General features: G+C 71.8%; 20 protein-coding genes and 1 pseudogene. 11 read left to right on the top strand and 10 right to left on the bottom strand.

Features of this window, described 5'->3' with window-relative positions:
• Window positions 1-91 precede the first annotated feature (91 nt).
• From AC4OXY_RS08105 to AC4OXY_RS08090, 4 genes and pseudogenes are all read left to right on the top strand, one after another.
• Window positions 92-478, top strand: a complete 387-nt coding sequence (locus AC4OXY_RS08105; RefSeq protein WP_376288162.1) for a (2Fe-2S) ferredoxin domain-containing protein — start codon at window positions 92-94, stop codon at window positions 476-478.
• 30 nt (window positions 479-508) lie between these two features.
• A pseudogene (locus AC4OXY_RS08100) lies at window positions 509-649 on the top strand (acyl-CoA dehydrogenase family protein); the annotation flags it as partial.
• Window positions 646-1,743 carry an enoyl-CoA hydratase/isomerase family protein gene (locus AC4OXY_RS08095; protein ID WP_376288163.1) on the top strand — a complete coding sequence of 366 codons (1,098 nt, stop codon included), beginning with the start codon at window positions 646-648 and terminating at the stop codon, window positions 1,741-1,743. The pseudogene AC4OXY_RS08100 and the gene AC4OXY_RS08095, both read left to right, overlap by 4 nt.
• Window positions 1,744-1,917: 174 nt before the next feature.
• Window positions 1,918-2,202 (top strand): hypothetical protein, encoded by a 285-nt coding sequence (locus AC4OXY_RS08090; protein ID WP_362820081.1) that lies wholly within the window; start codon window positions 1,918-1,920, stop codon window positions 2,200-2,202.
• Here the strand turns inward: AC4OXY_RS08090 and AC4OXY_RS08085 are convergent.
• Window positions 2,192-3,451, bottom strand: a complete 1,260-nt coding sequence (locus tag AC4OXY_RS08085) for a glycoside hydrolase family 88 protein (protein ID WP_491993558.1) — start codon at window positions 3,449-3,451, stop codon at window positions 2,192-2,194. The two genes, AC4OXY_RS08090 and AC4OXY_RS08085, sit on opposite strands and share 11 nt — an antisense overlap.
• Window positions 3,452-3,626: 175 nt before the next feature.
• On the opposite strand from AC4OXY_RS08085, the gene AC4OXY_RS08080 reads away from it, so the two are divergent.
• From AC4OXY_RS08080 to AC4OXY_RS08065, 4 genes are all read left to right on the top strand, one after another.
• Window positions 3,627-4,391 (top strand): hypothetical protein, encoded by a 765-nt coding sequence (locus tag AC4OXY_RS08080; RefSeq protein WP_491993557.1) that lies wholly within the window; start codon window positions 3,627-3,629, stop codon window positions 4,389-4,391.
• Window positions 4,392-4,537: 146 nt separating this feature from the next.
• Entirely contained in the window at window positions 4,538-5,542 is a 1,005-nt protein-coding gene (locus tag AC4OXY_RS08075) for an ABC transporter ATP-binding protein (protein ID WP_491993556.1), read from the top strand.
• Window positions 5,539-6,903, top strand: a complete 1,365-nt coding sequence (locus AC4OXY_RS08070; protein ID WP_491993555.1) for an ABC transporter permease — start codon at window positions 5,539-5,541, stop codon at window positions 6,901-6,903. Before AC4OXY_RS08075 ends, AC4OXY_RS08070 begins: the two co-directional genes overlap by 4 nt.
• Before the next feature lie 4 nt (window positions 6,904-6,907).
• Window positions 6,908-9,658 (top strand): alkaline phosphatase family protein, encoded by a 2,751-nt coding sequence (locus AC4OXY_RS08065; RefSeq protein WP_491993554.1) that lies wholly within the window; start codon window positions 6,908-6,910, stop codon window positions 9,656-9,658.
• 78 nt (window positions 9,659-9,736) lie between these two features.
• Here AC4OXY_RS08065 and AC4OXY_RS08060 read toward each other — a convergent pair whose 3' ends face one another.
• The 7 genes from AC4OXY_RS08060 to AC4OXY_RS08030 form a co-directional block, all read right to left on the bottom strand.
• On the bottom strand, window positions 9,737-11,449 hold the full coding sequence (locus AC4OXY_RS08060) for a carbohydrate binding domain-containing protein (protein WP_491993553.1): 1,713 nt from the start codon (window positions 11,447-11,449) through the stop codon (window positions 9,737-9,739).
• A 154-nt stretch (window positions 11,450-11,603) separates the two neighbouring features.
• Window positions 11,604-13,268, bottom strand: coding sequence for an allantoin permease (locus AC4OXY_RS08055; protein WP_491993552.1), 1,665 nt, complete (start codon window positions 13,266-13,268; stop codon window positions 11,604-11,606).
• Between the two features lie 123 nt (window positions 13,269-13,391).
• Complete coding sequence (locus tag AC4OXY_RS08050; protein WP_362820073.1) at window positions 13,392-14,399, bottom strand: isopenicillin N synthase family dioxygenase; 1,008 nt, start codon at window positions 14,397-14,399, stop codon at window positions 13,392-13,394.
• Between the two features lie 46 nt (window positions 14,400-14,445).
• Entirely contained in the window at window positions 14,446-15,933 is a 1,488-nt protein-coding gene (locus AC4OXY_RS08045; RefSeq protein ID WP_362820072.1) for a class I adenylate-forming enzyme family protein, read from the bottom strand.
• Window positions 15,930-16,796 carry an alpha/beta fold hydrolase gene (locus AC4OXY_RS08040; protein WP_491993551.1) on the bottom strand — a complete coding sequence of 289 codons (867 nt, stop codon included), beginning with the start codon at window positions 16,794-16,796 and terminating at the stop codon, window positions 15,930-15,932. The genes AC4OXY_RS08045 and AC4OXY_RS08040 overlap by 4 nt, the downstream gene beginning before the upstream one ends.
• Before the next feature lie 15 nt (window positions 16,797-16,811).
• Window positions 16,812-17,771, bottom strand: coding sequence for a cucumopine synthase-related protein (locus tag AC4OXY_RS08035; protein WP_356024232.1), 960 nt, complete (start codon window positions 17,769-17,771; stop codon window positions 16,812-16,814).
• On the bottom strand, window positions 17,768-19,318 hold the full coding sequence (locus AC4OXY_RS08030; protein ID WP_356024234.1) for an FAD-binding oxidoreductase: 1,551 nt from the start codon (window positions 19,316-19,318) through the stop codon (window positions 17,768-17,770). Before AC4OXY_RS08030 ends, AC4OXY_RS08035 begins: the two co-directional genes overlap by 4 nt.
• 357 nt (window positions 19,319-19,675) lie before the next feature.
• Here AC4OXY_RS08030 and AC4OXY_RS08025 point away from each other — a divergent pair, with 357 nt between their 5' ends.
• Window positions 19,676-20,872, top strand: coding sequence for a cytochrome P450 (locus AC4OXY_RS08025; RefSeq protein ID WP_491993550.1), 1,197 nt, complete (start codon window positions 19,676-19,678; stop codon window positions 20,870-20,872).
• 610 nt (window positions 20,873-21,482) lie between these two features.
• Here the strand turns inward: AC4OXY_RS08025 and AC4OXY_RS08020 are convergent.
• A complete protein-coding gene (locus tag AC4OXY_RS08020; RefSeq protein WP_402067151.1) occupies window positions 21,483-22,946 on the bottom strand; it encodes a dihydrolipoyl dehydrogenase family protein in 1,464 nt (487 codons plus the stop codon).
• A gap of 229 nt (window positions 22,947-23,175) precedes the next feature.
• On the opposite strand from AC4OXY_RS08020, the gene AC4OXY_RS08015 reads away from it, so the two are divergent.
• Window positions 23,176-23,928 (top strand): SDR family NAD(P)-dependent oxidoreductase, encoded by a 753-nt coding sequence (locus AC4OXY_RS08015; protein ID WP_356024241.1) that lies wholly within the window; start codon window positions 23,176-23,178, stop codon window positions 23,926-23,928.
• Window positions 23,929-24,080: 152 nt separating this feature from the next.
• Window positions 24,081-24,497, top strand: a complete 417-nt coding sequence (locus AC4OXY_RS08010; RefSeq protein WP_491993549.1) for a hypothetical protein — start codon at window positions 24,081-24,083, stop codon at window positions 24,495-24,497.
• A gap of 336 nt (window positions 24,498-24,833) precedes the next feature.
• Here AC4OXY_RS08010 and AC4OXY_RS08005 read toward each other — a convergent pair whose 3' ends face one another.
• Complete coding sequence (locus tag AC4OXY_RS08005) at window positions 24,834-25,349, bottom strand: DUF2231 domain-containing protein (RefSeq protein WP_356024243.1); 516 nt, start codon at window positions 25,347-25,349, stop codon at window positions 24,834-24,836.
• Window positions 25,350-25,420: the final 71 nt, after the last annotated feature.

Below are 25,420 nucleotides of genomic sequence, written 5' to 3'. Positions count from 1 at the left end.
GCAGCGGCTCGCTGGGGCGCCGGCGGGAGAGATGAAAAGATGGCCGCTCAGGTACACCGGGGCGGATCTCCCCGGGAGGGGAGCGGACGGCATGCCGGAGCGGCGGACGGAAGAAGGACCCGGGAGCGGGCGGGCGACGGCACCGTGCCGGGTCGTCGTGTGCCGGGACTGCTGCTGCGGCACCCGCAAGGTGCCCGGCGTCGACCATGCCGCCCAGACCGCGAGGCTGCGCGCCGCGGTGCCCGTGCGTGTCTCCGACTGCCTCGACGCGTGCGACCAGGCCAACGTCATCGTCGTACAGCCCTCCGCCGCCGCCCGGGCCGGCGGCGCGCGGCCGGTCTGGCTGGGGCTGGTCAACGATCCGGACGCGACCGAGGACATCATCGACTGGGTCCGCGCGGGCGGCCCGGGCGTGGCCGCCCCGCCGGACATCCTCGACCTGTACGCCTTCACGCCCCCGGGGCGCCGCGCGGTGTGACCGGCCCGGCGCCGCTCGTGCCGTCGCCCGCTGCACGGGGGGTGCGGGAACCCCGGCGCGCACGGCCTTGAGAAGATCGTCCGAGACCAGCGGGTGCACCGGATTCGGGAAGGAACCAACGAGATCATGCGCGTCACCGTGGCCCATGACCTGACGGAGGTGTCCGGATGACCGGCGCCGCGGGAGCAGCCGTGCCGCACGGCGGCGAACCCGTCCTGTTCCACACCGCCGGCCGGGCCGCCCACATCACCCTGAACCGGCCGAAGGCCCTGAACGCCCTCGACCACGAGATGGTTCGCCGTATCGACGCCGCGCTGACCGCCTGGGAGCGCGACCCGGCGGTGCGGACCGTGGTCCTCACCGGCGCGGGGGAGCGCGGTCTGTGCGCGGGCGGCGACATCCGGGCCATCCACGACGACGCCCGGGACGGCGACGGCACCGCCTCGGCCGCGTTCTGGCGCGACGAGTACCGGCTCAACGCCCGCATCGCCCACTACCCCAAGCCGTACGTCGCCCTCATGGACGGCATCGTGATGGGCGGCGGGGTCGGCCTCTCCGCACACGGCGGCGTCCGGGTCGTCACCGAGCGGTCGCAGGTCGCCATGCCGGAGACCGGCATCGGCTTCGTCCCCGACGTCGGCGGCACCTACCTGCTCGGCCTGGCCCCCGGCGAGCTCGGCACCCACCTCGCCCTGACCGGGGACCGGATCGGCGCCGGTGACGCCCTGCTGTGCGGACTCGCCGACCACTACGTACCCTCCGCGGCACTCGGGGAGCTCGTGGCCGACCTCGCCACCGTGTCCGTGCACGATGCCCTCGCCCGTCACGCACGGCCCGCGCCCCAGGGGGAGTTGGCCGAGCGGCGGGAGTGGATCGACGCCTGCTACCGCGCCGGCACGGTCGAGGAGATCGTGGACCGGCTGCTCGCCCACGGCGACCCGGCGGCCAAGGAGGCGGCCGGAACCCTGCTCGCCAAGTCGCCCACCGCCCTGAAGGTCACCCTGGCCGCGGTGCGCCGCGCCCGGCGGCTCGGCCCGCTGGAGCGGGTGCTCGACCAGGAGTACCGCGTCTCCTGCGCCTGCCTGAGCACCCACGATCTGGTGGAGGGCGTGCGCGCCCAGGTGATCGACAAGGACCGCGACCCCCGCTGGTCCCCGGCGACCCTCGCGGAGGTCACCGACGCCGACGTGGACCGCTTCTTCGCCCCGCTCGGCCCGCGCGAGCTGGGCCTCGCCGGGCCCGGTGAGGCCCTGGAGACCTCGTAGGCGTCCGTTTCCAACGCCCCCTGTTCCGGCGCCGTTCCGTCACGGCCGCCGCCCCCGTCGGCGCGGTCCCGGGAGCGGACGCGGCGCGTCCGGGAACAATCCCGCTGTGTCGCGTGCTGCACCTGGTGACGATGGCCGGGGCCGGAACCGACCGGCGGAGGGAGTGTGGGACCGATGACGACGGCAGCGGACGAACGGCACGAGGGCATCGAGCGGAGCCCCGTGGCCGAGTCCCGTCTCGTGACCATGTGCGGCCGCCGGATCGAGGTACGGCGCCTCAGGCTCGGCCTCGCGGACCGGCCCGTCAGCCGGATCGCCCTGGACGTGGGGGAGGACCGCGGCGGAGTGCCCGGAGTGTGGGCGTCGCTCACTCCGGACGAGGCACGCGGTCTGGCCCGGCTGCTGCTGCGCCAGGCCGGCGCGACGGAACACCCCGCCGACGACCCGTTCAGCCACTGACGCCGGCCGCCGTCGTCGACAGGTCGACGGCCCGGTCGACGTCCTTCGGCTGGAGCACGCGCAGGATGCCCTCCAGCAGGTAGTAGTCGGCGTAGGGCAGCGAGATCTCGATCCCGTCCTCGGCCGGGCGGTTGCGGGTGCAGCGGGCGACCACGGCCTGGGCGCGCGTGGACCTCGTCGTCAGGCAGGTCTCGCAGAGGGCGGTGAGGATCCGCAGCGCGACGTCGCGGTACTCCGGCCTGCCGGTCGCCGTGGACAGGTCGAGCAGACCGCAGGCCATGACGGCTCCGGCCGACGCGTCCTTGACGTCATGGGGCTGCTGCGGCGCGCGGTAGTCCCACACCGGCACGTGGTCGGGCGTCAGCGCTCGTGTCGCGAAGTCGGCCAGGCTGCGCGCCGTCGACAGGAACGGCCGGTGGCCGGTGCGGCGGTACATCGTGGTGAAGCCGTAGATCCCCCAGGCCTGCCCGCGCGACCAGCAGGACGAAGGGCTGTAGCCCTGGACCGTGTCCGGTCCGATCGGCGTGCCCGTGTCGGGGTCGAAGTCGAAGACGTGGGGCGTCGAGCCGTCCGGCCGGGGGAAGTGCCGCTGCGTCGTTCCGGCGTGCTCCACGGCGACGTTCAGGTACTTCTCGTCCCCCGTCCGCCGGCTGGCGAAGGCCAGCAGGTCGAGGTTCATCAGGGTGTCCATGATCACCCGGCCCGCGTTCTGCGGGGTGTCGAGCGCTCCCCAGGCCCGGATGAAGCGGCCGCGCGGGTTGTAGCGCCGGATCAGCGAGTCGGCCGCCTGTACGGCGCCCGCGCTCCAGCTCTCGTCGCCCGTCAGCCGCCACGCGGTGACCCAGGACGGGTAGAAGAGGAAGCCGAGATCGTGGGTCGTGGTGTCGTACCGGCGGGGAGCGAGTCTGCGGGCCCAGTCGAGCGCCAGCGTGCGGAACATGTCGTCCTGGGTGCGCAGGTACGCCATCCACAGCGTCCCCGGCCAGAAACCGCCGACCCAGTCGCCGTTCTGCGAGAAGACCCACTTCTCGAACTTCGTGCCGACCGGGAAGCCGCTCACCCCCGGCGCGACGGCCCGCAGCTTGTGCACCGCGTAGTCGGCGGCCTCGGCGAGCGTGCGGGCGACGGAGGCCGGGGCCGGTTCGGCGGACCTGGCCGCGGCAGCGGACGCGGATGTGGAGGCGGGCGTGGCCTGCGCCGCCGGAGCGACGGCGGCCACGGCGAGCACGGTACGCCGGGAAACGCTCATGACTGTCCTCCAACTCGGCCGACTGGCGGGGACGTTGGGCGAGTCTGGCACGGCGGCCTCGTCGACGTACACCCATGTGTGTTCAGTTCATGTGTGTGAACACCCGGATGGGCTGTCACCGGCCTCCCGTAGACTCCCCGATGATCATGCGGGCGGCGACTCGGGGGAGTGCGTGATGGCGGGTGCGTGGCGGAACCGCACGGGAGACGGGCCGAGGCGGCGAAACTATCTGAAGGCCCATCACGCCGCCTGGGCGGTGTTCCATCCCGACTGGATACCCGAACCGCTCGACCCGTCCGTCGAGTGGCTCAAGCGGGTCCGGGTCGCCGCCGGAACCGTTGCCGCCGCCGGTGTCTACACCTTCGTCGAGGGCGGCTTCGCCTTCGAGGAGATGGCGCAGAACCTGCTGATCGCCTCGGGTGTCCTGCTGTTCATCACCCCGCTCACGGTCGGGGTCATGCTCTGGAGATGGCGGCGTGACGGCAGCCTGCGCCCCCTGCGTCCCGCGCTGCTGAGGGCGCTGGGCCTGCTGCTCACCTTCGTCGCGTCCGTCGTCGTGACCGCCCTGCTGCTCCAGAACGGCACCGCGCTGGGCGGCGGCCTGCTGATCATCCCGCTGGGCTCCGTGACGCTGTGGCTGGTCTGGTTCGTGGGCGCCGGTGCCCTGCGGATCACGGGGAACTTCTTCGGTACGGCCGCGGTGCACCGCTGTCTGCCGCCCCTGCTCGCCATCGTCACGACCTGGCTGATGGCCCTGCCCGACCTGTTCACCGGCGACCTGCACGGGCTCGGACTCAGGCTCGGGATCCTGTTCATCCTCGGCGCCCCGGTGACGGTCACCGCCATCGCGCTGTTCGAGATGGCCCGCCTCAAGCGGGACCACGGCATCCGGCTCACCGACCACCCGTCCCGGAGCCGCTACAACAACCCTTACACGTAGGACAGTTGGCACACAGGCCCACCCACGCGGCGCCACCCGGAGCGAGCGTGCCGGTTGGCTTCCGTTCCTCTAGCGTTCAACTGGCGTCCCCTGCCACCGTTGTGTGCCCTCCCTAGCCTCCTTGAGGCTTGTGAAGGAAGGGGCTCATGGACACACTCCTCGCGATCCGGGCGCGTGGCATCACGAAGTGTTTCGGTGAGGTCGTCGCACTCGACGGCGTCGACCTGGACGTGGCGCAAGGTCAGATCCACGGTCTGGTCGGGCCGAACGGGGCCGGCAAGACGACGTTGCTCGGGCTGCTGCTCGGCCTCGCCGTCGCCGACAGCGGCGGCCTCGACATCCTCGGCACACCGGTCGGACGGACCTTCGCGGCACCCGACGGTGTCGCCGGCTTCGTGGACGGGCCGGGCCTGTACCCCTCGCTCACCGCACGCCAGAACCTCACCGCGCTGGCCGCACTGCGCGGCCAGGACCCGCGGGCGGCCGGCATCGACGACGTACTCGCCCAGGTCGGGCTCACCGATGTCGCCGACGACAAGGCCCGTGGCTTCTCCCTGGGCATGCGCCAGCGACTCGGACTCGCCGCCGCCCTCCTCACCAGGCCCCGGCTGCTCGTGCTGGACGAGCCGTCCAACGGCCTGGACCCGGCCGGAAAGAAGCACGTGCACGGCGTCCTCGACCGGCTTGCGGCGCAGGGGACCAGCGTCGTGCTCTCCAGCCACCGGATGGACGACCTGGAAGCGCTGTGCTCAGAGGTCACCATCCTCGCCACCGGACGGGTCGTCTTCTCCGGCCCGCTGAGCAAGCTGGCCGCCGAGAACCGCGCACTCGACTACCGGCTCGTCACCTCCGACCCGCAGGCCGCGCGCCGGCTCGCGGCGGACGCGCCCGGGATCCGCACCGTCGACGGCGTCGGCGCGCGCCAGGGCACCGAGACACTCGTCGTCCGCGCGCTCGTGCCCGACCTGGACGAGCTCGTGACACGGCTCGTACGGGCGGGCGTCGCGCTGCGCGAACTCGCCCCCGTGATGTCCCCGCTGGAGGCCGCGTTCCTCGCCCTCACCGAGCAGCAGGAACCGGCCACGGGGCAGCGGGACACCGACACCGCACGGCACACCGCCGACGCCGACCGGCAGGAGGCCGACAGATGACCGGAACTGCCGTCGGCCGTACGCCCGTTGCCGCCGTCGCCCGCGTCACCGTGGCCCGGGGCTACCGCTTCGAACTGGTCAAACTCGTCTCGCAGTGGCGCATCCGGCTGCTGGTCCTCGCCTGCTGGATCGCGCCCGGGCTCTTCGTCGCCGGAGTCGGCCAGCAGAGCACACTGCCCGCCGACACCCTCTTCGGCCGCTGGATGCTCGCCACCGGCTGGGCCGGACCCCTGGTGATCCTGGGCTTCTCGGGCACCTGGGCGCTGCCGCTGCTGACCTCCGTGGTCGCCGGTGACGTGTTCGCCTCCGAGGACCGGCTCGGCACCTGGCGGCATCTGCTGGTCGCCGTCCGCTCGCCCCGCCGGATCTTCGTGGCCAAGGCACTGGCGAGTCTGACCGTCATCGTGCTGCTCGTGGCCGGGCTGGCCGTTTCGAGCACGGTGGGCGGGCTTCTCGCCGTCGGCAACCATCCGCTGGTCGGGCTCGACGATCATCTGCTCGCCCCGGGGGACGCGGCCGGCAAGGTGCTGCTCGCCTGGCTGAGCGTGCTGGCCCCGACCCTGGCGCTGGCCGGCATCGGACTGCTCGGGTCGGTCGTGCTGGGCCGCTCCCCGATGGGACTGCTGCTGCCCGCGGTCGTCGCCCTCGTGATGCAGCTCGCCCAGATGCTGCCGCTGCCCGTCGCCGTCCGGCTCGCCCTGCCCGGCTGGGCGTTCATCTCCTGGAACGGCCTGTTCGCCGACCCGGGCCAGCTCGGCCCGCTGGCCATCGGCATCGCCGTCAGCCTGGTGTGGGCGGTGACGGCGACGGCGATCGCCTATCTGCTGTTCCTGCGGCGCGACTTCACCAACTCCGCCGACGACCGATCGGCGCGCCGCGCGGTCACCGCCGGGCTCCTGCCGATCGCCGGGCTCATCGCCGTCACCGTCGCGGTCGTCGCCGCGCTGACCGGCGCGACCACCGGCTCCGGGATCCGGCAGGACAAGGTGCAGCGCTCACTGGCCACGGCCTTCGCGCACCTCTACCGGATGCAGACCGCGCAGCTCAACCGGCCCGCCGTCACCGAGGCACAACTGGAGTCCTCGGCCGCCTGCACCAAGGGCGACGTCGCGGACGACGCACAAGGGGCCGGCAACGACTGGCGCTGCGTCGTCTCCTGGCACCTGCCCGGCACCCGGACCGTGGGGCAGGCCGTCTACCAGCTCGACATCACCGCCGACGGGCGGTTCGTGGCCGACGGCGACGGACCGAAGGAAGTGAACGGCTACTTCCTGGTGCGCACCTCGACCGGAGACGCGCCCAACCCGCTCTGGCAGTTCGACGGCAATGTCGACCTGCTCTCCACCTCCCCGAAGGGATGACGTCATGCAGATAACGCGCCGACGCCGGCAAGCCGAGAAGGAGTACTTCGTCCTGCTCGGCAGACAAGTCGGCCGCCGGGCGACGCTGCTCACGGCATGCATCACCACGGCGGCCCTGGCCACCGGCACCGCCGTGGCCTCGACACAGCAGTTCGGCAAGGAGCAGGTCGGCCAGGTCACCGACAAGGGCCAGGTCATCTCCAGCGACCAGTACCTCAACCCGTACGGCAGCCGCCTCGTCATCAACGACGGCAAGATCATGTCCTCGACGGTCAGCCCGGACGGCAGCCACCTCGCCGCCACGGTCACCGACGGAGACGCGGCACTGGTCCTCGTGGACCTCAAGACCGGACAGGTGAAGCAGAAGGTCGGCACCAACGCGGCCGACGACCTGCGCATCAAGAGCGCCGCCGTCGGCCAGGAGGGCCCGGCGTACTCGCCCGACGGCAAGCAGCTGTGGCTGGGCCAGACGGACGGCTACACCAAGTTCACCGTGAACGCCGACGGCACCCTCGCCAACCCGGTGACCGTCTCGATCCCGGCCGACGGCGACAAGCACGCCCTGGCGAGCGCGGCGGTGTTCTCCGCCGACGGCTCCACCGTGTACTCCGCGGTCAACGGGCAGAACCGGGTGGTCGCCATCGACGCGGCGACCGGCGCCGTCAAGCAGAGCTGGTCCGTGGGCAACGCCCCGCGCGGCATGGTCCAGGTCGGCGACAAGCTCTACGTCAGCAACGAGGGCGGCCGCCCGGCGAAGGCCGGCGACACCACGATCAACTCCTACGGCACCCAGGTGCCCGCCAACCCCAGGACCGGTGCCACCACCACCGGCACGGTCAGCGTCATCGACCTGAAGAACGCCTCCGCCGCCGTCGGCACCATCGACGTCGGCCTGCACCCGACGGCCGTGTACGCCAAGAACGGCGCGGTGTTCGTCACCAACACCGCCGACAACAACGTGTCGGTCATCAGCACCAGGAACGACAAGGTCGTCCAGACCATCTCCACCCAGCCCTGGCCGGAGGCCTCGGTCGGCTACGAGCCCAACGCGGTCACCCTCACCGACGACGGGCACCTGCTCGTGACGCTCGGCCGCGCCAACGCGGTCGCCGTCTACCGCTACAACTCCGCGCAGGAGCCGGTTTCCTACGTCGGCCTGCTCCCGACGGACTACTTCCCCTCCGAGATCACCACCGTGGGCAAGACGGTGGTCGTCTCCAACACCCGTGGCATCGACGCCCGCCGCCCCGACAGCGCCGGCCACGCCACCCACGACACCACGTCCAGCCTGACGCGGTTCGCGCTGCCCAGCGACCGGACCATCCGCTCCGAGACCCGCAAGGTCTTCCAGCAGAACGGCTGGACCGCGGGCGCGGTGCGGACGGCGAACAAGCACAGCAAGGCCAGGGCGGTGCCGGTCCCGGCGCGCCTCGGCGACCCCTCGACGATCAAGCACGTCTTCCTCATCGTCAAGGAGAACCGGACCTACGACCAGGTCTACGGCGACATCGCGAAGGGCAACGGCGACCCGTCGCTGACCCAGTTCGGCGAGAACGTGACGCCCAACCAGCACGCGCTGGCCGAGCAGTTCGGGCTCTACGACAACACGTACGACATCGGCACGAACTCGGCCGAGGGCCACAACTGGCTGATGCAGGCCGACAACCCCGAGTACACCGAGTCCTCGGCCGGTGAGTACCAGCGCAGCTACGACACCGAGGACGACGCGCTCGGCCACCAGAAGTCGGGCTTCCTGTGGTCCGGTGCGCAGGCGGCCGGCAAGTCCGTGCGGGACTTCGGCGAGTTCCAGCAGTTCCTGACCAAGCCGTCGGGCGCGAGCTGGCAGAACCTGTACTGCGACGCCAAGAACATGGCCGCGACCGGGCAGGGCACCGCCTACCCGCTGAACTCGTCCTCGCCGATCCCCTCGCTCAACAGCGTCTCGGTGCCCGGCTTCCCGAAGTTCGACACCAGCGTCCCGGACGTGTACCGGCAGCAGATCTGGAAGCAGGACTTCGAGAAGAACGGTCCGGCGAACCTGAACATGTTCTGGCTCTCCAGCGACCACACCGGCGGTCCGGCGAGCCCCGCGGCCCAGGTCGCGGACAACGACCTCGCGACCGGCAAGATCGTCGACGAGATCTCGCACAGCAAGTACTGGAAGGACTCGGCGATCTTCGTCGTCGAGGACGACTCCCAGGCCGGCCTCGACCACGTCGACGGCCACCGCGCGCCCATCCAGATCATCAGCCCCTGGGCCCAGCACGACACGGTCGACAGCCGCTACTACTCGCAGATCACCGTGATCCGCACCATCGAGCAGATCCTCGGGATCCACCCGATGAACCAGAAGGACAGCGCGGCCACCCCGATGCGCGGTGCCTTCACCAGCCACCCGGACGACACGCCGTTCACGGCGCTGCCCAACCGGACCTCGCTGACCGACGGTCTGAGCACCCCGCCGTCCTGCGGCGTGGACACCCCGGCGAAGCAGAACACCAAGGCGGCGCTCGTCCCGGCGACGAAGGTCCCGGCTGACAAGAAGTCGCTCGTGTCCGAGTGGAACACCTGGACGTCGAAGCAGCGGCTGACCGGCCCGAACGCCGTGCCCGACTACGCCAACCCCGAGCAGATGAACCACCTCACCTGGTACGAGACCCACAACTGGAGCACGCCGTACCCCGGCGAGAAGAAGATCTTCGCTCCGAACGACGTACCGGGCGCGTACATCCCGTCCGCGGAGAACGACGGCTGACCCAGCCCCGGACCACGAAAACGTGCGGCGCATCTCTTGTGGGGGGAGAGGTGCGCCGCACGCGTGCAGGGGTGGTGGTCAGCTCAGGGTGAAGTCGTCGGCGTAGACGTCGGACTGGCCGTACCAGCCGTGGACGTAGACGGTGACGGTCGCGCTGCTGCCGGTGGTGAAGGTGACCGACTGCTGGTTCCACGTCGAGCTGTTCGACCACGTGCTGGCGGTGGCGCCGCCGCTGACGCCGATGTAGGCGTACGGGCCCTGGGTCCAACCGCTCAGCGTGTAGCTGTGGTCGGGGGACAGGGTGACGGTCTGGTCGCACTCGCCCGTGCTGCTCGCGCTCGGTGTGACCTGGAGCCCGTGGCTGCCGGAGTGGACCGGGGTCGAGACCACCGAACTGCCGCCCGTGCAGGTCCAGGGGCCGAGACCGCCGGACTCGAAGCCGGCGTTGGCCAGCGAGCCGCCACCGCCACCGCCCCCGCCGGAGGTGACGGTGAGCGTGTACGTCGCGCTGTGGCTGCCACTGGCGGCCGTACCGGTCACGGTGATGGGATAACTGCCCGCCGCCACCGATGAGTTGACCGCCGCCGTCAGGGTCGACGTGCTGCCGGAGCTGACCGACGCCGGGCTGAAGGAGACGCTGACGCCGGAGGGCGCGCCGGTGGCGGAGAGGCCGACGGACTCGGCGCTGCCGGAGGTGACGGCCGTGTTCACGGTCGCGGTGGCCGAACCGCCCTGGGCGGCCGAGGCGGAGCCGGGTGACAGGGAGAGCGAGAAGTCGCTGCCCGTGGTGCCGCCTCCACCGCCCGAAGTGCCCTCGTACGGTACGAAAGCGTCCGTGAAGGCGAGGCTGTTCTGGCTGATCTCGCTGCACGTGGGCAGGGAGTTGGCGTTTCCGCCGCACGGCTGGTCGCGGGTCACCGCCCAGAACGCGAGGCGTCCGACGCCGTTCTGCGCGGCGAAGTTCTCCACCGTCTGCGCGTCCGCCGGGGTGAACGTGGAGCCGTCGTCGTTCTTGCCGATCATCGGGGTGATGCCGAGGTTGGCGTACGTGTAGCCGGAGTCGACGGACTGCATCTGCGCCAGCGTGGCCTTGGCGGCGTCGACGGCGCCCTGGCCCATCTCGGTGCCGGTGCCCGCGTAGTAGTCCATGGCCATGATGTTGACCACGTCGATCTTGATGCCCGCGTTCTTGGCGGCCTTGAGGATGTTGACGCCGTCGCCCGTGAGCCCGCTGGTCAGCACCGGCAGGGTCATGGAGAACCGGAGGTTCGGGTTGGCCGCCTTGAGGTCCTTCATCGCCTGCATCTGCCGGGCCGCCGCCGCGGTGTCCGCGACCGCGGCGCCCTCGACGTCGAAGTCCAGCTGGGTGACGCCGTAGTCGTCGATGATGGCCTGGTATCCGGCGTCGATGCTGCTCTGTGTGGAGCAGGTCCAGGCGAGCGGCTCACCGCTCGCCCCGCCGGAGGAGATGATGACCGACGCGCCCTCGGACCTGGCCTTGGCGATCTCGGGGTCGGTGTAGGAGTCGTTGCCGATGGGGAGCGTGTCGCCCCAGATCTGGTTGCAGCCCGTGCCGAGGACGAAGGCCGCGGTGTAGGCCTTGAGGCCGTGTCCGGTGACGGCCGTGTCGAGCAGGCCCTCCTGACCGTTCGACATGTCGACATAGGGAGCCACGGAGTAGACGCTGCCCGCCGCGGACGCGGCACTGCCGGCGGGCGCCAGGGCCGTGGCTGCGCCGGTGGCCGCCAGTGCGAGCGCGCAGGCGGAAGCCGCGAATCTTGCCAGGTGCATGACATTGCCCCTTTCGGGGATGACCCTCGGGCGTTCGAGTGATGGGGAGTTGGTACATACCAAACCGCCCGAGAGTGCACCCGTCAAGAGGACTAGACCAAATCAAAACCATCCAGGGTTCTGATGCCCGTTCAGGCGGTGCTCCCCGATCGGCCTACGCGCTGGCCGGCAGCACGTGGTCGCCCGCCTTGTCCGTGCTCAGGCACAGCGAGCACACGACCGCGCCGTGCGCGGTGCACGCCGTCAGGTCCGGGCGCTCGTACGGCTGGTGGCACACGTGGCAGTCGAGGGTGACCGCACTCGGATTGCCGTCCGCGTCGAGCAGCGGCTCGGTGATGCCGTCGTCGGTGCGGCGCAGGTAGTACCTCCCCTTGGTGACGACGGCCGTCACGGGGGTGAGCACGAAGGCGAGCACGGCCGCGGCGACCGGGGAGTACGGCTGGAGGGTGTCGCCCAGCAGATGGAAGTACATCGCGATCGACAGGCCGGAGGCCGCGACGAAGGCCACGACCCCCACGGGGTTGACGGCGTACAGCATGCCGCGACGGAACTCGGGGGTCAGCGGGGACAGCTTCAGCACGTACTTGTTGACGCCGATGTCGGTGGCGACGGTGACCACCCAGGCGATCGCGCAGTTCGAGTAGAAGCCCAGGATGCTGTTGAGGAAGCTGAACATGTCCGCCTCCATCAGCGCCAGCGCGAAGCCCAGGTTGACCAGTACGAAGATCATCCGGCCGGGGTAGTGCCGGGTGACCCGGGTGAAGGAGTTCGTCCACGCCAGCGAACCGGAGTACGCGTTCGTCACGTTGATCTTGATCTGGCTGATCACCACCAGCGCCACGGCCAGCGGGACGACCATCCAGGACGGCATCATCGCGTCGAAGGCGCCGCGGAACTGCTGGATCGGCTCGGTCGCGGCGGCCGGGCCGACCTTCGCGAGGATGTAGACGGCGAGGAAGACGCCGATGGCCTGCTTCAGCGCACCCAGCACCACCCAGCCCGGGCCCGCCATGACGACGGCGGTCCACCACGTGCGCTTGTTCGCCTCGGTCCTCGGCGGCATGAAGCGCAGGTAGTCGATCTGCTCGCCGATCTGCGCGATCAGGGACAGACACACACCGGCGCCGAGCAGCACGGACGCGGTGTCGACCCCGCCGCCGCCGTCGGTGCCGGCGTAGGAGAGGAAGCGGTCGACCGTGCCGGGGTCGGTGGCGATCAGGTAGACCAGCGGGCCGACCATCAGCAGCAGCCAGATCGGGGTCGTCCACACCTGGAGCTTGCTGAGCGCCTTCATGCCGTAGATCACCAGCGGGATGACCATCAGCGTCGCGGCCAAGTAGCCCAGCCACAGCGGCAGTCCGAGGCCCAGCTTCAGGCCCTGGGCCATGATCGAGCCTTCGAGGGCGAAGAAGATGAAGGTGAAGCTGGCGAAGATGACGCTGGTGAGGACCGAGCCGTAGTAGCCGAAGCCGGAGCCGCGGGTGATCAGGTCGAGGTCGATGTTGTAGCGGGCGCCGTAGTAGGCGAGCGGGAGCCCGGTGACGAAGATGACGACGGCGGCCACCGCGATGGCCACGAGCGCGTTGCCGGTGCCGTGGGCCAGGCCGATGCCGGCGCCGATGGAGAAGTCGGCCATGTAGGCGATGCCGCCGAGCGCGGTCGTCGCCACGACCATGGGGGTCCAGCGCCGGTAACTGCGCGGTGCGAAACGGAGGGTGTAGTCCTCCAGTGTCTCCTGGGCGGCCTGTCCGGCGGCATCCTGCGGCGTGGCCGGCTCCGCCGTGGCCGCTGCCGGCGGCCGTGACTCCGTGGTGCTCATGTCGCGCCTCCCGGTGCTGCGTGCGTACGGTCGTGTATACGACCCTGGTCCCACGGCCGGTCACGCTAGAAAGCCGTTGTTACCCCCGCTCCCCGCCCTCGTGAACGCGGCGTTTCCGAGAACTCACCCGCCGCCCGGGGGACTTGCCGCCTGCCGCGCCGCCAGCAGCGGGTTCCGGTACGGGTGCGTCGCGTCGAGCCGGGACGTCAGGTACTCGCCGGCCACCTGGGGGGCGTAGCGGGGCTCGGCACCCGGGGCGAGGCAGCTGGGAAGACACGTGATGCGGGCCCGGTAGGGCGGGGTGACGAACAGCGGGATCGAGTACCGGTCCGTGTCCGGCGGGTTGACCACCCGGTGCGGATTCGAGACCCAGCGGTCGTTGGTCCAGATGGCCATCAGATCACCGAGGTTCACCACCAACAGGCCTTCCGGCACCGCCACTTGGATCCAGGTGCCGTCGCGCCGCATGACCTCCAGTCCGCCCACCCCGTCGTCGGCCAACAGGGTCACCGTGCCGTAGTCGGTGTGCTCCCCGCAGCCGAGCCGGCCGGGGGCGGGCCGCGTGTGCCGCCGCGGCGGATAGTGCAGCAGCCTGAGGTGGTACATCACCTCGCCGCCCTCCATCGTGAGCAGGTGCTCCGCCGGCAGCCCCAGGGCGCGGGCGAGGGTGCGCTGGACCCGTTCGGCGGCCTCGACCGCCTCGGCCCAGTAGGCGCTCCAGGCCTGTCGGAAGCCGGGCAGATCCGGCAGCTGGTTCGGGCCGAAGGTCGGGGTGCCCGCCAGGACTTCGGGGTGGTCGGGGCCGTGCTCGCCGCCGGTGTCCAACCCTTCTTTCAGATCGCCGGTGGTCCCTTCGTCCAGGGTCTCGGCGCCGATGCCGAAGTACCCGCGATGGCAGCTCGACCGGCTGATCGCGAGCGCGTTCTTCGCGGCGTCGGGCAGCGCGAAGAACTCCCGGGCGGCCGCGAACATCGCCGCGCGGGTCTCGGGCCGCACCCCGTGACCGGCGGCGAGGAAGAACCCGGTCTCCCGGCAGATGCGGTCCACCTCGGCCGCCACCGCGTCCCGCCCGGGATCCGGCGCCGCCCCGGTGGCGAAACCGCTGATGTCGACAACTGGAAGGCCGGCCATGGGATCTCCAGGAAGTTGGGGGTGGGACGGAGTCACGGTCCGCGTGTCACTCGGGCAGGTGCGGGCGCCGCAGCACCCGGCGCAGGACCTTGCCCGTCGGGCCGCGCGGAAGGCTGCTGACGATCCACGCCTCATGGATCCGTTTGGGCGCGGACACCCGGGCCGCCACGAACGAGACGAGCTCCTGCGGGCTCACCGGCGCGCGCAGGGTGACGAAGGCGACCGGCACCTCACCGGCGCGGGCGTCCGGCCGTCCGACGACGGCGGCCTCGGCCACGGCGGGATGCCTGCCGAGCACCGCCTCCACCTCCGCCGGTGACACCTGGTGCCCCTTGCACTTGATGAGGTCCTTGAGCCGGTCGGTGATCCAGAGATAGCCCTCGTCGTCCACATGGCCGACGTCGCCGGTGCGCAGCCAGCCGTCCGCGCCGAGGACCCGCCGCGTGGCCTCCGGATCGCCGAGGTAGCCGGCCATCAGCCCCGGCCCGGCGATGTGCACCTCGCCCGACGAGCCGGCGGCCGCCTCCCGGCCGTCCCGCACGATCCGGATCCGCACACCGGGCAGGGGCAGTCCGGCCGAGCCGGGCCGGGCACGGCCGTCCACCGGGTTGACCGTGATCATCGGCCCGCCCTCCGTCATGCCGTACCCCTGCGCGACCACGCAGCCGAGCCGCTGCGCACAGGCGCGTTCGAGCTCGGTACCGGCGGCGGCACCGCCCACGTACACGACACGCAGCGCGCTCAGGTCGTACCGGTCCACCAGCGCACTGGTGGCGAGCAGGTCGACGAGCGGAGGCGGGACGATCGTCTGCGTCACCCGGTGGCGGCTGAGCGCGCCGAGGAACGCGGCGGGGGTGAAACGGTCCAGCGTGACCACGGTGGCCCCGGCCGCGAGACCTCGCAGCAGCACTCCGCAGACTCCCATCACATGCGCGAACGGGGCCAGCGCCAGCAGGACGTCGTCGGTGCCGAGCGGCAGTGGACCCGCCGCCTGACGCAGGTTGGCGACCAGGCCGCCATGGGTGAGCACGGCGCACTTCGGCAGGCCCGTCGTGCCGCTGGACAGGACGAGCAGCGCCGGATCACCGGCGCGGACCGTGACGGGTGCCGTGGCGGATTCCGTGGCCCGGCGGTCCGGCAGGTGGTCGAGCACCGGTCCGGCGCCCGCCCGTGCGGCCGCGGCGCGGGCCGACGCCCGCAGCGCGGGCGTCGTGACGACCACAGCGGCACGGCTGAGGGCGAGCTGGCCGGCGAGTTCGTCCTCGGTCGCCCGCGTGCCGCACAGCACCGCGGCGGCGCCCGCCCGCAGCACGGCGAACAGCGCGGGCGCGAAGTCCGGGACATTGGGCAGGTGCAGTGCGACCACGTCACCGCGCCCGACCCCCAGGGCGGAAAGCCCGGCCGCCCCGCGCCGAGCGCGGTCCGCGAGCGCGCGGCCGGTGAGCGGTCCGGTTCCGTCGGCGGCGACGATCGCGGTCCGCCCGTGCGGCGCGGCGCCGAGCACGTGCTGCGCCAGCCCGCCGTCGCCGCTCACGAGGGATCGGTGAAGTGCCTGGTGAGGAAGCGCCGCACCGCCGCCAGGAACGCCTCCCTCTCCTCGACGAAGGCGAAGTGACCGCTGTGTTCGCACACGACCAGTTCCGCCTGCGGCACACCGGCGGCGATCGCCTCCGCCGCCGCGACCGAGCAGACCCGGTCGTCCCGGCCGGCGAACAGCAGCATCGGGCCTTTGACCCGGTCGAGACGGTCCCGCACGTCGATGCCACCGTAGCCGTTCGCCACGAAGTGCCGCAGTACGGCAGGTGCGTACCGGGTGTCCTTCGTGCGCTCCAGGTACTCCGCGATGCGCGGGTCGGCCGGGTCGGCGAACAGGAAGGGCAGCTGTGCGTCCAGGGCGTCCCGGGCCTCCGCGGGGGTGCGCACCTGGGTGGAGCGTTCCATCGCCGCGCCCACCCGGTCGCGCAGCTCGGCCGGCCGGAACGTCTCCAGCGCCGCGTCGGCGTGCGCGAAGTACGTGACGGACGGCACGGCGGCGCACAGGATGCTCGCGACGTCCGCGGTCGGCTCGTCGACGGCGTGCTGGAGCGCGACGAACGCCCCCAACGAGTGGCCGAGCACGGCGTACTCACCCAGGTCCAGGGCGCGCGCGACCGCGCCCACGTCCGCCGCCAGGCGTTCGAGCGTCCAGCTGTCCTCGGCGGACGGGGCCGAACGGCCGTGGCCGCGCTGGTCGATGAACAGCAGGCGGTGGCTGTCGGCGAGCGGGTCCAGGTAGTCACCGAAGGACCCGTGGTCGAGGCCCGCCCCGTGCAGCACGAGTACCGCCGGTCCGCTGCCCCGTTCCACGACATGGAGTGCGGTGTCCCCGATGTCGACCATCGCACCGTCAACGGTCATGGTGTGCCTCCTGGTTCAGATGCGCTCGACGGTGAGCCACATGTGCTCCTTGGTACGGAAGGTGCTGTCCCAGGCGGCCCGGCCGACCTTCCGCAGCGCGTCGATGTCGGCGGCGACGACCCGGCCGAGCACCGGAGCGCGCAGCGTCTCGGTGGTGGACCCGTACTGGACGACGAGCTTGTTGCCGGTGGCCTGGGAGAAGCGCAGCCTGCCCACGGGGGCGTCGCGGATGCGTTCCGTCACCGGTGTCGGGGCCACACTCACCAGCGGTGTCCAGGCGTACATGGACTCACCGGTCACGACCGCGTGGTCCTGCAGCACCGTGAACGGCAGAGCGCCGAGGAAGTCGTCGCACAGGCGGTCGTTGAGGTCGCGGCAGACCTCCGCGACGACCTCGACGCCCAGGGGCTCCCAGCGGAGCCGGACCGGCGCGCGCACCGAGGAGCCCTCGTCGCACGCGGGCGGCGGCGCCTGCGGCACGGCGGCGGGCGAGGCGGCGTCGTAGCGGTACGCCTCGCCGACGTGCCACGGGAAGTAGTGATGGGACCAGGCCGTGAGGCGGTTGACGTACGCGACGAACGCGGACAGCGCCGCGACGAGCCGACGGTGGTCGCGGACACCGGACTCGACCATCAGCCGGGCGTGATCGGCCAACCGCTCGAAACCGTTGTACCGCAGGAACTCGCCGTACATGGGAACCCAGCTGCGCAGTACCGCCAGCGCGCTGTCCACGCCGATCTCCCGGTGGGTCACCATGCGCAGCGCCTGGTACAGGTTCATGGAGTAGTCGCGCAGGATCCCGTTCGCCAGATCCCAGGTGGTGAAGTACTGGCCGTACGAACCCGGTCGGTGGGGGAGTGCGCCGGTGCGCAGGGTGTGGATCTCCTCGGGTTCCCGGGCCAGCAGGTGTGCGGTCAGGGACCGCAGTTCGGACCAGGCCCGGGCCTCGGTCGTCTCGGTCGGCGTGGTGGTCATGGAGCCCTTCCTGTGTCGTGCGTGACCGGTCGGCCCGCGCGGGTCCGTGGGGGCGGGGTGTAGCGGCCGGCGATGACGTCGTCCGGATCCAGAGCTCGCTTGAGCGCGGAGACGGTGCGCCAGAAGCCGTCGTCGGTGCGCTCGATGAACGGGCCCGCCGAGTCCACGTCCAGACGCATCGGGTAGATGCCGCGGGCTTCCAGCCGTCGGTGCAGTTCGTCCCGCAGGGCATGGGCGCGGGACACCGCGCCGGGGCTGCGCCGGTCGAAGTAGAAGGGGAAGAAGCCGGACAGGGCCGTGGGGCCGATCATGCCGAACAGGCACGCGGCCGTGATGCCGGCCTCGTCGGCGGCGGCCCGGACCTCCGCGACGCAGGCGGCCACGTGGGCTCCGGAGAACGGCAGCGTCACGTTGGCGCACAGGAAGCCGGGCAGCTCGCGGTCGTGGTCCAGGCCGGCCGTCCCGGGCGGGAAGGACTTTCCGGCGGACCGGGCGATGTTCTCCAGCGAACGGTCCGAGGGGGCGCCGTGGGCGAGGCGCAGCCGGGCTTCCAGCAGGGCGCGGTCCTCGCCGTCGCGGGCCCGGAGATCGTCGTGCTCGGTGTCGAAGCAGTCCGTGCGGTGCACCAGGGCGCTCGTGCGGCGCCGCATCTCCCGGCCGGCCTCGGCCCGCAGCGCGCTGGTGCCGTAGAGCGTGATCTGTGCCTTCCAGGTGGCCCCTGTGCCGCGTCGGAAGAACCGGATGTGGGGGTCCATGCCGTCGGTGAGGCGGACGTAGCCGTTGATGACACTGTCCTCGCGGGCCTGGCGCAGCGCGTCGACGACGGCGGGCAGCCTGGCCTCGGCGGCTTCGAGCGTCAGCTCCCGGAAGGGCCGGGCCGGGTGCAGACGCAGCACCATCTTCGTGACGATGCCGAAGCTGGACTGCACGAACAGGCCGCGCAGATCAGGTCCCAGCCCCGGCGGATAGTGCTGGATCATGTCGCCGGACTCCCGCAGGTGCCACAGTCCGGTGCGCACCACCTCGCCGTTTCCCAGGGCCACCTCGACGCCGAGCAGGTCGTCGAAGCGCGCACCGAGATGGCCGCCGCCGTGGTCGAGGACGTTGCCCACGATGCTGGTCTCCCGGCCGGCTCCGGTCACATTGAGTTTCAGGGCGCAGCCCAGACCCGTGAGGTGGTCGGCGAGCTGTCCTTGGGTCGTGCCGGGTTCGAAGACGGCGTAGCGGTACTGCGTGTTGACCTCGATGACGCGATTCATCCGCCCGAGGTCGACCAGCGCCACCGGCCCGCGGGGCGGTAGCGCCGATCCGAATCCCCAGTTGCGGCCGGTGCTGAGGGGATAGAGCGGCACTCCGGTCGAGCGGGCCACGTCGATGATGTGCCGTACGTCATCCGGTGCCGAGGGACGCAGCAGAGCAATGAGCTCACGGGGACGGTACTCCGACGTATTCATCTGATAGGCGGCGAGGACCTGCGCATCGGTCGAGACCGCCGTGGTGCCGAGTACGGCCCGCCAGTCGGCCACCGCACGGTCGATTTGTTGCATGCTTTTCGTAATCGGCCCTGCCCCCCCTTTATATGACGGATTCCATGATCCGGGACGGGGTGGCGACTTGTCAAAGAGGCGAAATGGGCCGCACATGATAACGAGAGATTTTTATATGATGAGAGGTGGTCGAAGGCGTGCGTCATGGCCGGTGTTCGGTGCTGCTATATTCGGCGCGTGATGCGCGCGCGACGGCTTCAATATTATTTACGGGCCGGTCGGTGATGTGTCCGACGCGGTGCCAGGAATTGCTTTCTCAATCTATTTCCGTGGGCGCGACCGGATTTAATGTTCCGGGAAATCCGAGAGAATTCGGCAGGAGGCGACATGCCAATGAACCCGGTTTCGGCAACGCGTTTGAGGACAGTTCCGTTCCTTGACGTCACCGATCCCGAATTCGACTTCCGCGGCCCGGAGGTGGCCGCGGCGCAGGCGGGCGACTGGTGGGCCGAAAGCCCGATCGGGCTCGTGGTCCTGCGCTACGCCGCGGCGCAGGAACTGCTGCGCGACCCTCGCTTAACGCAGTCCGGTGAGGCCTATCTGGCGATGAACGGAGTGCTCGACGGGCCGCTGTACGACTGGTACCTGCCGATGATCATCAATCAGGACGGCGAGAACCACCGTCGCCTGCGCGGCCTGGTGGCCAAGGCCTTCACCCTCCGGATGATCAACAACCTGCGGCCCGGCGTACGGGCGGCCGCGGAGCGGCTGGCGGACCGGCTCGCGGCCGCCGGCGCCTGCGACTTCGTCGCGGAGTACGCCGACCGCCTCGCGCTCGCGGTGCTATCCGAGCTGCTCGGAGTCCCCGCGCAGGACCACGAGATCTTCCGCCGCTGGAGCACCGACATCGGCCTGGTGTTCAGCCTCGCGCACGGCGGGGACATCCGCGCCAGGGTCGAGACCGCGGTGAGCGAACTGAACGCCTATGTCGACGGCCTGATGGCCGACAAGCGCGCGAATCCGGGCAGCGATCTCGTGTCCGCCCTGGTCGCGACGGAGCCGGACGACGAGCACCTGAGCGTGGCGGAGCTGCGCAACTTCATCGTCGCCCTGGTGTTCGCGGCCCACGACGCCACGCTCCGGCAACTCGCCCACGCCATGGTCGCCTTCGCCGGGCACCCCGAGCAGTGGACCGTGCTCGCGCAGCGGCCCCGGCTGACGGACAAGGCGATCGAGGAGGTGATGCGCTGGTCTCCGACGACCACGACGGTGCACCGGTTCGCCACGACGGACTTCGACTTCCGCTCCGTGCGCCTGACCGCCGGCACGGTCGTCACCGTCGCGGTCGTACCGGCCCAGCGCGATCCCGCCGTCTTCCGCGACGGGCATCTCTTCGACATCACCGCTCCGCGCGAGGCACCGCTGCTCCAGTTCGGCGCCGGACCGCACCACTGCCTCGGCGCGGTGCTGGCCCGCGCCGTACTCGGCGAAGCCCTGCGCGCGCTCACCGCCCGCTTCGGCCCGCCCGTCGTCACCGACCGCATCATCTGGCGGCCCCCCATGGGCATCACCGGCCCGGCCGTCCTGCCCCTCCGCTTCGACCCGCGCCGGTGACCCACGGCCGGCGACCCCGTCCGGCCGGGCGGGCAGCAGCACGTGGACCTCACGCCCTCGCCCCCGGGAACACCACCCGCAGGCTGCGCACCCGTCGGCCACGACTCGGAGAATCTCCGGCGGCAGCGAGCCCCGTGCCCGCTCTCCTCGGCGAGGGCATGCGGGTCGCCGTGGGTCTGCTCGGCGGTCGTCATGAGCACCTGGGCCGTCTTCGCCGGGGTATGGCTGAGCCGGCCGCGCACGGTAGCACCAGCCGCTGCTGCGGCGGCAGTTCCTCCACCGCGCCCCAGATCCGTCCTGCATCGCGTGCCGGTCGATCAGACGCCCGGGGAACGACCGCTCCTGCTCGCGCAGGCGCCGTTCGTCGAGCCCGTCCCGGCCGGGGGTCTCCCGGGCGCCGCGCAGGCGCATGCGCGCGGCGTCCTGGACCGCGTCCTCCGCAGTGGACCCCGCGCGGCGCGCCGATGGACCGGACGCGGTCGTGCGTCGGCCCGGATGCCCTTCCTCTCCCCAGGCCATGAACGTGAACCCGGTGCCCCAGGCGCTGGTGTTGCGGTTGTCGACCCGGACGGACTCCGGCATGTCCCAGCGGCCGCGGAGTCGTCGCCCGTCAGGAGACCGCCTTCTCCCGCTGGTACGCGGCCAGCAGGAACAGCCAGATCTCGCTGACGGTCGGGAAGGGGGCGATCGCGTGCCGGAGCCGCTTGAGCGGGACCTCGCCCGCCACCGCGATCGTCGCGGAGTGCAGCAGCTCGCTGACGCCGGAGCCGACGAAGGTCACGCCCAGCAGCACCTCCCGGTCCCGGTCGACGACGAGCCGGGCATGGCCCTGGTAGCCGTCGGCGTACAGGTTGGCGCCCTGGGCGGCGTTGAAGTCCAGGTCGACGGTCTGGACGCGGTGGCCCGCGGCGGCGGCCTGCTCGGCGGTCAGGCCCACCGCGCCCGCTTCGGGGTCGGTGAAGAACACCTGGGCCACGGCGTGCTGGTCGGCGGTGGTCGCGTGGTCCCCCCACGCCCCGTCGTCCAGCGGCCGGCCGGCCGCGCGCGTACCGATCGCGTCCCCGGCGGTACGGCCCTGGTACTTGCCCTGGTGGGTGAGCAGAGCACGGTGGTTGACGTCACCGAGGGCGTACAGCCACTCGCCCTCGACGCCCTGGACCAGACAGGTCGTGTCCACGTCCAGCCAGGAGCCGGGGGTGAGGCCGACCGTGTCCAGCCCGATGTCGTGCGTGGCGGGGGTGCGCCCGGTGGCGAACAGCACCTCGTCCGCCTCCAGTTCGCCGCCGTCGTCCAGGGTGAGCGTGACGGGACCGGCGGGGTCCGGGCGGCGCAGGGCCGTCACCTGTGCTCCGATCCGCACGTCCACACCCGCCTTCCGCAGGCCGTCCGCGACCAGCTCTCCGGCGAACGGCTCCATCCTCGGCAGCAGCCGGCGCCGGACCAGCAGGGTGACCCGAGAGCCGAGGCCCTGCCAGAGCGTGGCCATCTCCACACCGACGCCACCACCACCGACGACCACGAGCCGGGCCGGCACCGTGCTGGAGTCGGTGCCCTGCCGGTTCGTCCAGGGCCGGGACTCCTCGATGCCCGGCAGGTCCGGCACCACCGGCAGGCTGCCGGTGGCGACGGCCACCGCGTGCCGGGCCGTGAGGGTCTGCCGCGCGCCGTCGTCCCCGGTGACGGTGACTCGGCGGGGCCCGTCGAGCCGGCCGTGCCCGCGGAACAGGTCGGCGCCGATGGACTTGACCCACCGGGCCTGTCCCGAGTCGTCCCAGTCGGCGACATAGCGGTCGCGGCGGGCGAAGACGCCGCCGGTGTCGAGTCGGCCGGTGACGGCCTGGCGTGCGCCGTCCACCCGGCGGGCGTCGGCGACCACGAGGACCGGCCGCAGCAGCGCCTTGCTGGGGACGCAGGCCCAGTACGAGCATTCACCGCCGACGAGCTCCCGCTCCACGACGGCCACGGAGAGACCGGCGGCGCGGGCGTGGTCGGCGACGTTCTGGCCGACCGGCCCGGCGCCCAGCACGATCACGTCGTGGACGGAGGCTTCCCGGGGTGCCTGCGGTTCGCTCATGGTCTTCCTCGCCTCGTGGCCGGTGCTGCGGGTGAGCCGTGGACGGGAACGCGTCCCCGCCCCGCACGGGTCATGTAACCCCGGGGCTCGCGTCGTTCATCGCCGCTCGGCCAGACGGCTCACGAAGAACGGCCATAAGGAGTGCCTCCAGCCGGGCCGGAATCGCCGGACGGCACCGGCGCTTGAGGATGCACGCCACGACGCACACCACGACACGAAGGACGTTGGCATGGGTTCTGTTGATCTGGCCGGGCGCGTGGCTCTGGTGACCGGAGCGACCAGCGGCATCGGCGCGGCGACGGCCGAACTGCTCGCCGAGCGCGGTGCGCATGTCCTGGTCGCCGGGCGCGACGCGGCCCGCGGCGAGGCCGTCGTCTCCGGTATCCGGGAGCGCGGCGGCAAGGCGGACTTCGTCGCCGCCGAGCTGGCGGACGCCGAGTCCGCCCGGCGGCTGGCGCGGAAGGCCACCGACCTGGGCGGAGGGCGCGTGGACATCCTGGTGAACAACGCCGGCATCTTCCCGTTCGGGCCGACGGCACAGACGTCGCCCGCCGACGTGGACGCCGTCTACGACGTGAACGTGAAGGTGCCGTTCCACCTGGTCGCGCGGATCGCCCCGGCGATGGCCGAGCGCGGGTCCGGCGCGATCGTGAACGTCAGCACCATGGTTGCCGAGTACGGCGTCGCGGGGGTGGCGCTGTACGGCTCCAGCAAGGCGGCGCTGAACCTGCTGACCAAGGCGTGGGCCGCCGAGTTCGGTCCGCACGGGGTGCGGGTCAACGCCGTGGCGCCCGGCCCCACCCGCACGGGCGGCACGGCAGCCATGGGTGAGGACCTCGACGCCCTCGCCGCCCAGGCGCCGGCCGGGCGGCCCGCCGAGGCCCGGGAGATCGCCGAGGCGATCGCCTACCTGGCGGGCGACGCGGCGAGCTTCGTGCAGGGCGCCGTCCTGCCGGTGGACGGCGGCCGTACGGCCGTCTGACCCGCGCTCACCCTCGCGGCCCGCCCCCTCCACCGTGCGCTCTTGTGTTCGGGACCCATTCCGGCGGTGTGCCCCCGCGACGGCCGTGGAACGGAAAGAGCGTGACGGGCCCGTGCGATACCGGCGCGGGGAGTGCGGCGAGGGGCGGGACGATGGGCGCGCGGCGGAGTGCGAGGGCGGCCCTGGTGGGGCTGGGCCTGACGGTGGCTCTCGCGGGCTGCGGATCGGGGACCGGGGCGCGAGGCGACGGCTCGGGGGAGGGGAGCAAGTCGTCGCCCGCGCAGATGGTTTCCCCGCCCGCCGATGTCGCCGCCTGCTTCGAGGGGCACTGCCGGATCCGTCTGACGGAGCAGCCGACGCGCATTCCGGTCGACGCCCGGTTAGGGGTCGGCTCGCTGGAGGTCACCGGCATCACCTCACGCTCGGTGGTCGTACAGGCCTCCGGGAACGGTACGTTCATGGCCTCGTCGGTCGGCGAGGGAGGAACGGGCAGCCTGAACGGACTGGGCTTCCGGGTCGAGGACATCCGCGACGGGCAGGCCGTACTCGACTTCTTCCCGAAGGACTAGCCGACTTTCTGGAGGGGCGCCCGCAGTCCGGCGGTGTCGATGACACGGGACGGGACGGGATCGCGTTGTCGGCGAGCACTTGGTCCAGGTGTTCGGCGTGGCCCTGGCCGGGGTCGCATCCCCGGGCGTACGCATCCTCGCTGTGCGCGGCGGTCCCCGGAACAGCGGCGCCTGCTGCTCGCCCGGCTTCCGCATCCGCCGTCGGACCCGGTCGGCAGGGTGGCTCCGGCGCTGCGCGCGGCGGCACTGGACAGCGATACGCCCGGCACGGAGTCTCCGTGCCGGGCGTATCGGCAGGCCGCCGGGCCGGTCAGGGCCGGGCGTGACCGCTGTGCGTCAGGAACCGTTCGCCGACTTGGTCGCCGTCTTCGTGTAGGCGTCGTGCCAGGCGGCCTTCGCGCCGGAGTCGCCGATCCGGTAGACGTCGACGACCGCGCCCACCGCCACGGCCAGCGAGAGCACGCCCACCACGATCCGCACGGGCAGGGCCGACCAGCGCAGGGCGCCCCCGCCCCGGCCGGACTCCGCCGCGGTGCGCCGCCCGGCCCACCACACGAGCGTCGCCAGCACGAACAGGCCCAGAGCCCATGGCAGCAGCCCGTCGCCCAGCTCGGTGTGCCGGCGCACGAGGGGGTCGGAGTCCACGTGCCGTTCGAGCCACTCACCGGCATGCGTCGTCAGCGGCACGCTCACCAGGGCGACGAAGGCCGCCAGCGGCAGCACCAGCCCCAGCCGACGGGCGGCGCGCGGCCACACCGCGGCCGTGACCAGGGCCAGCGCGGTGAGGGGGATCAGCACGACGACCACGTGCACGAACAGGACATGTGCGGGCAGACCGTTGATCAGAGTCATCCAGGGGCTCCTGAGGGGGGATGGGCGCGTCAGCCTGCCACAGCAGACTCTCAGTCACCTCTGAGCCCGCT

The organism is Streptomyces sp. HUAS MG56 (assembly GCF_058673395.1).
Note: the sequence above shows the minus strand (reverse complement) of the source record. Positions and strands in the feature narration are given on the sequence as shown.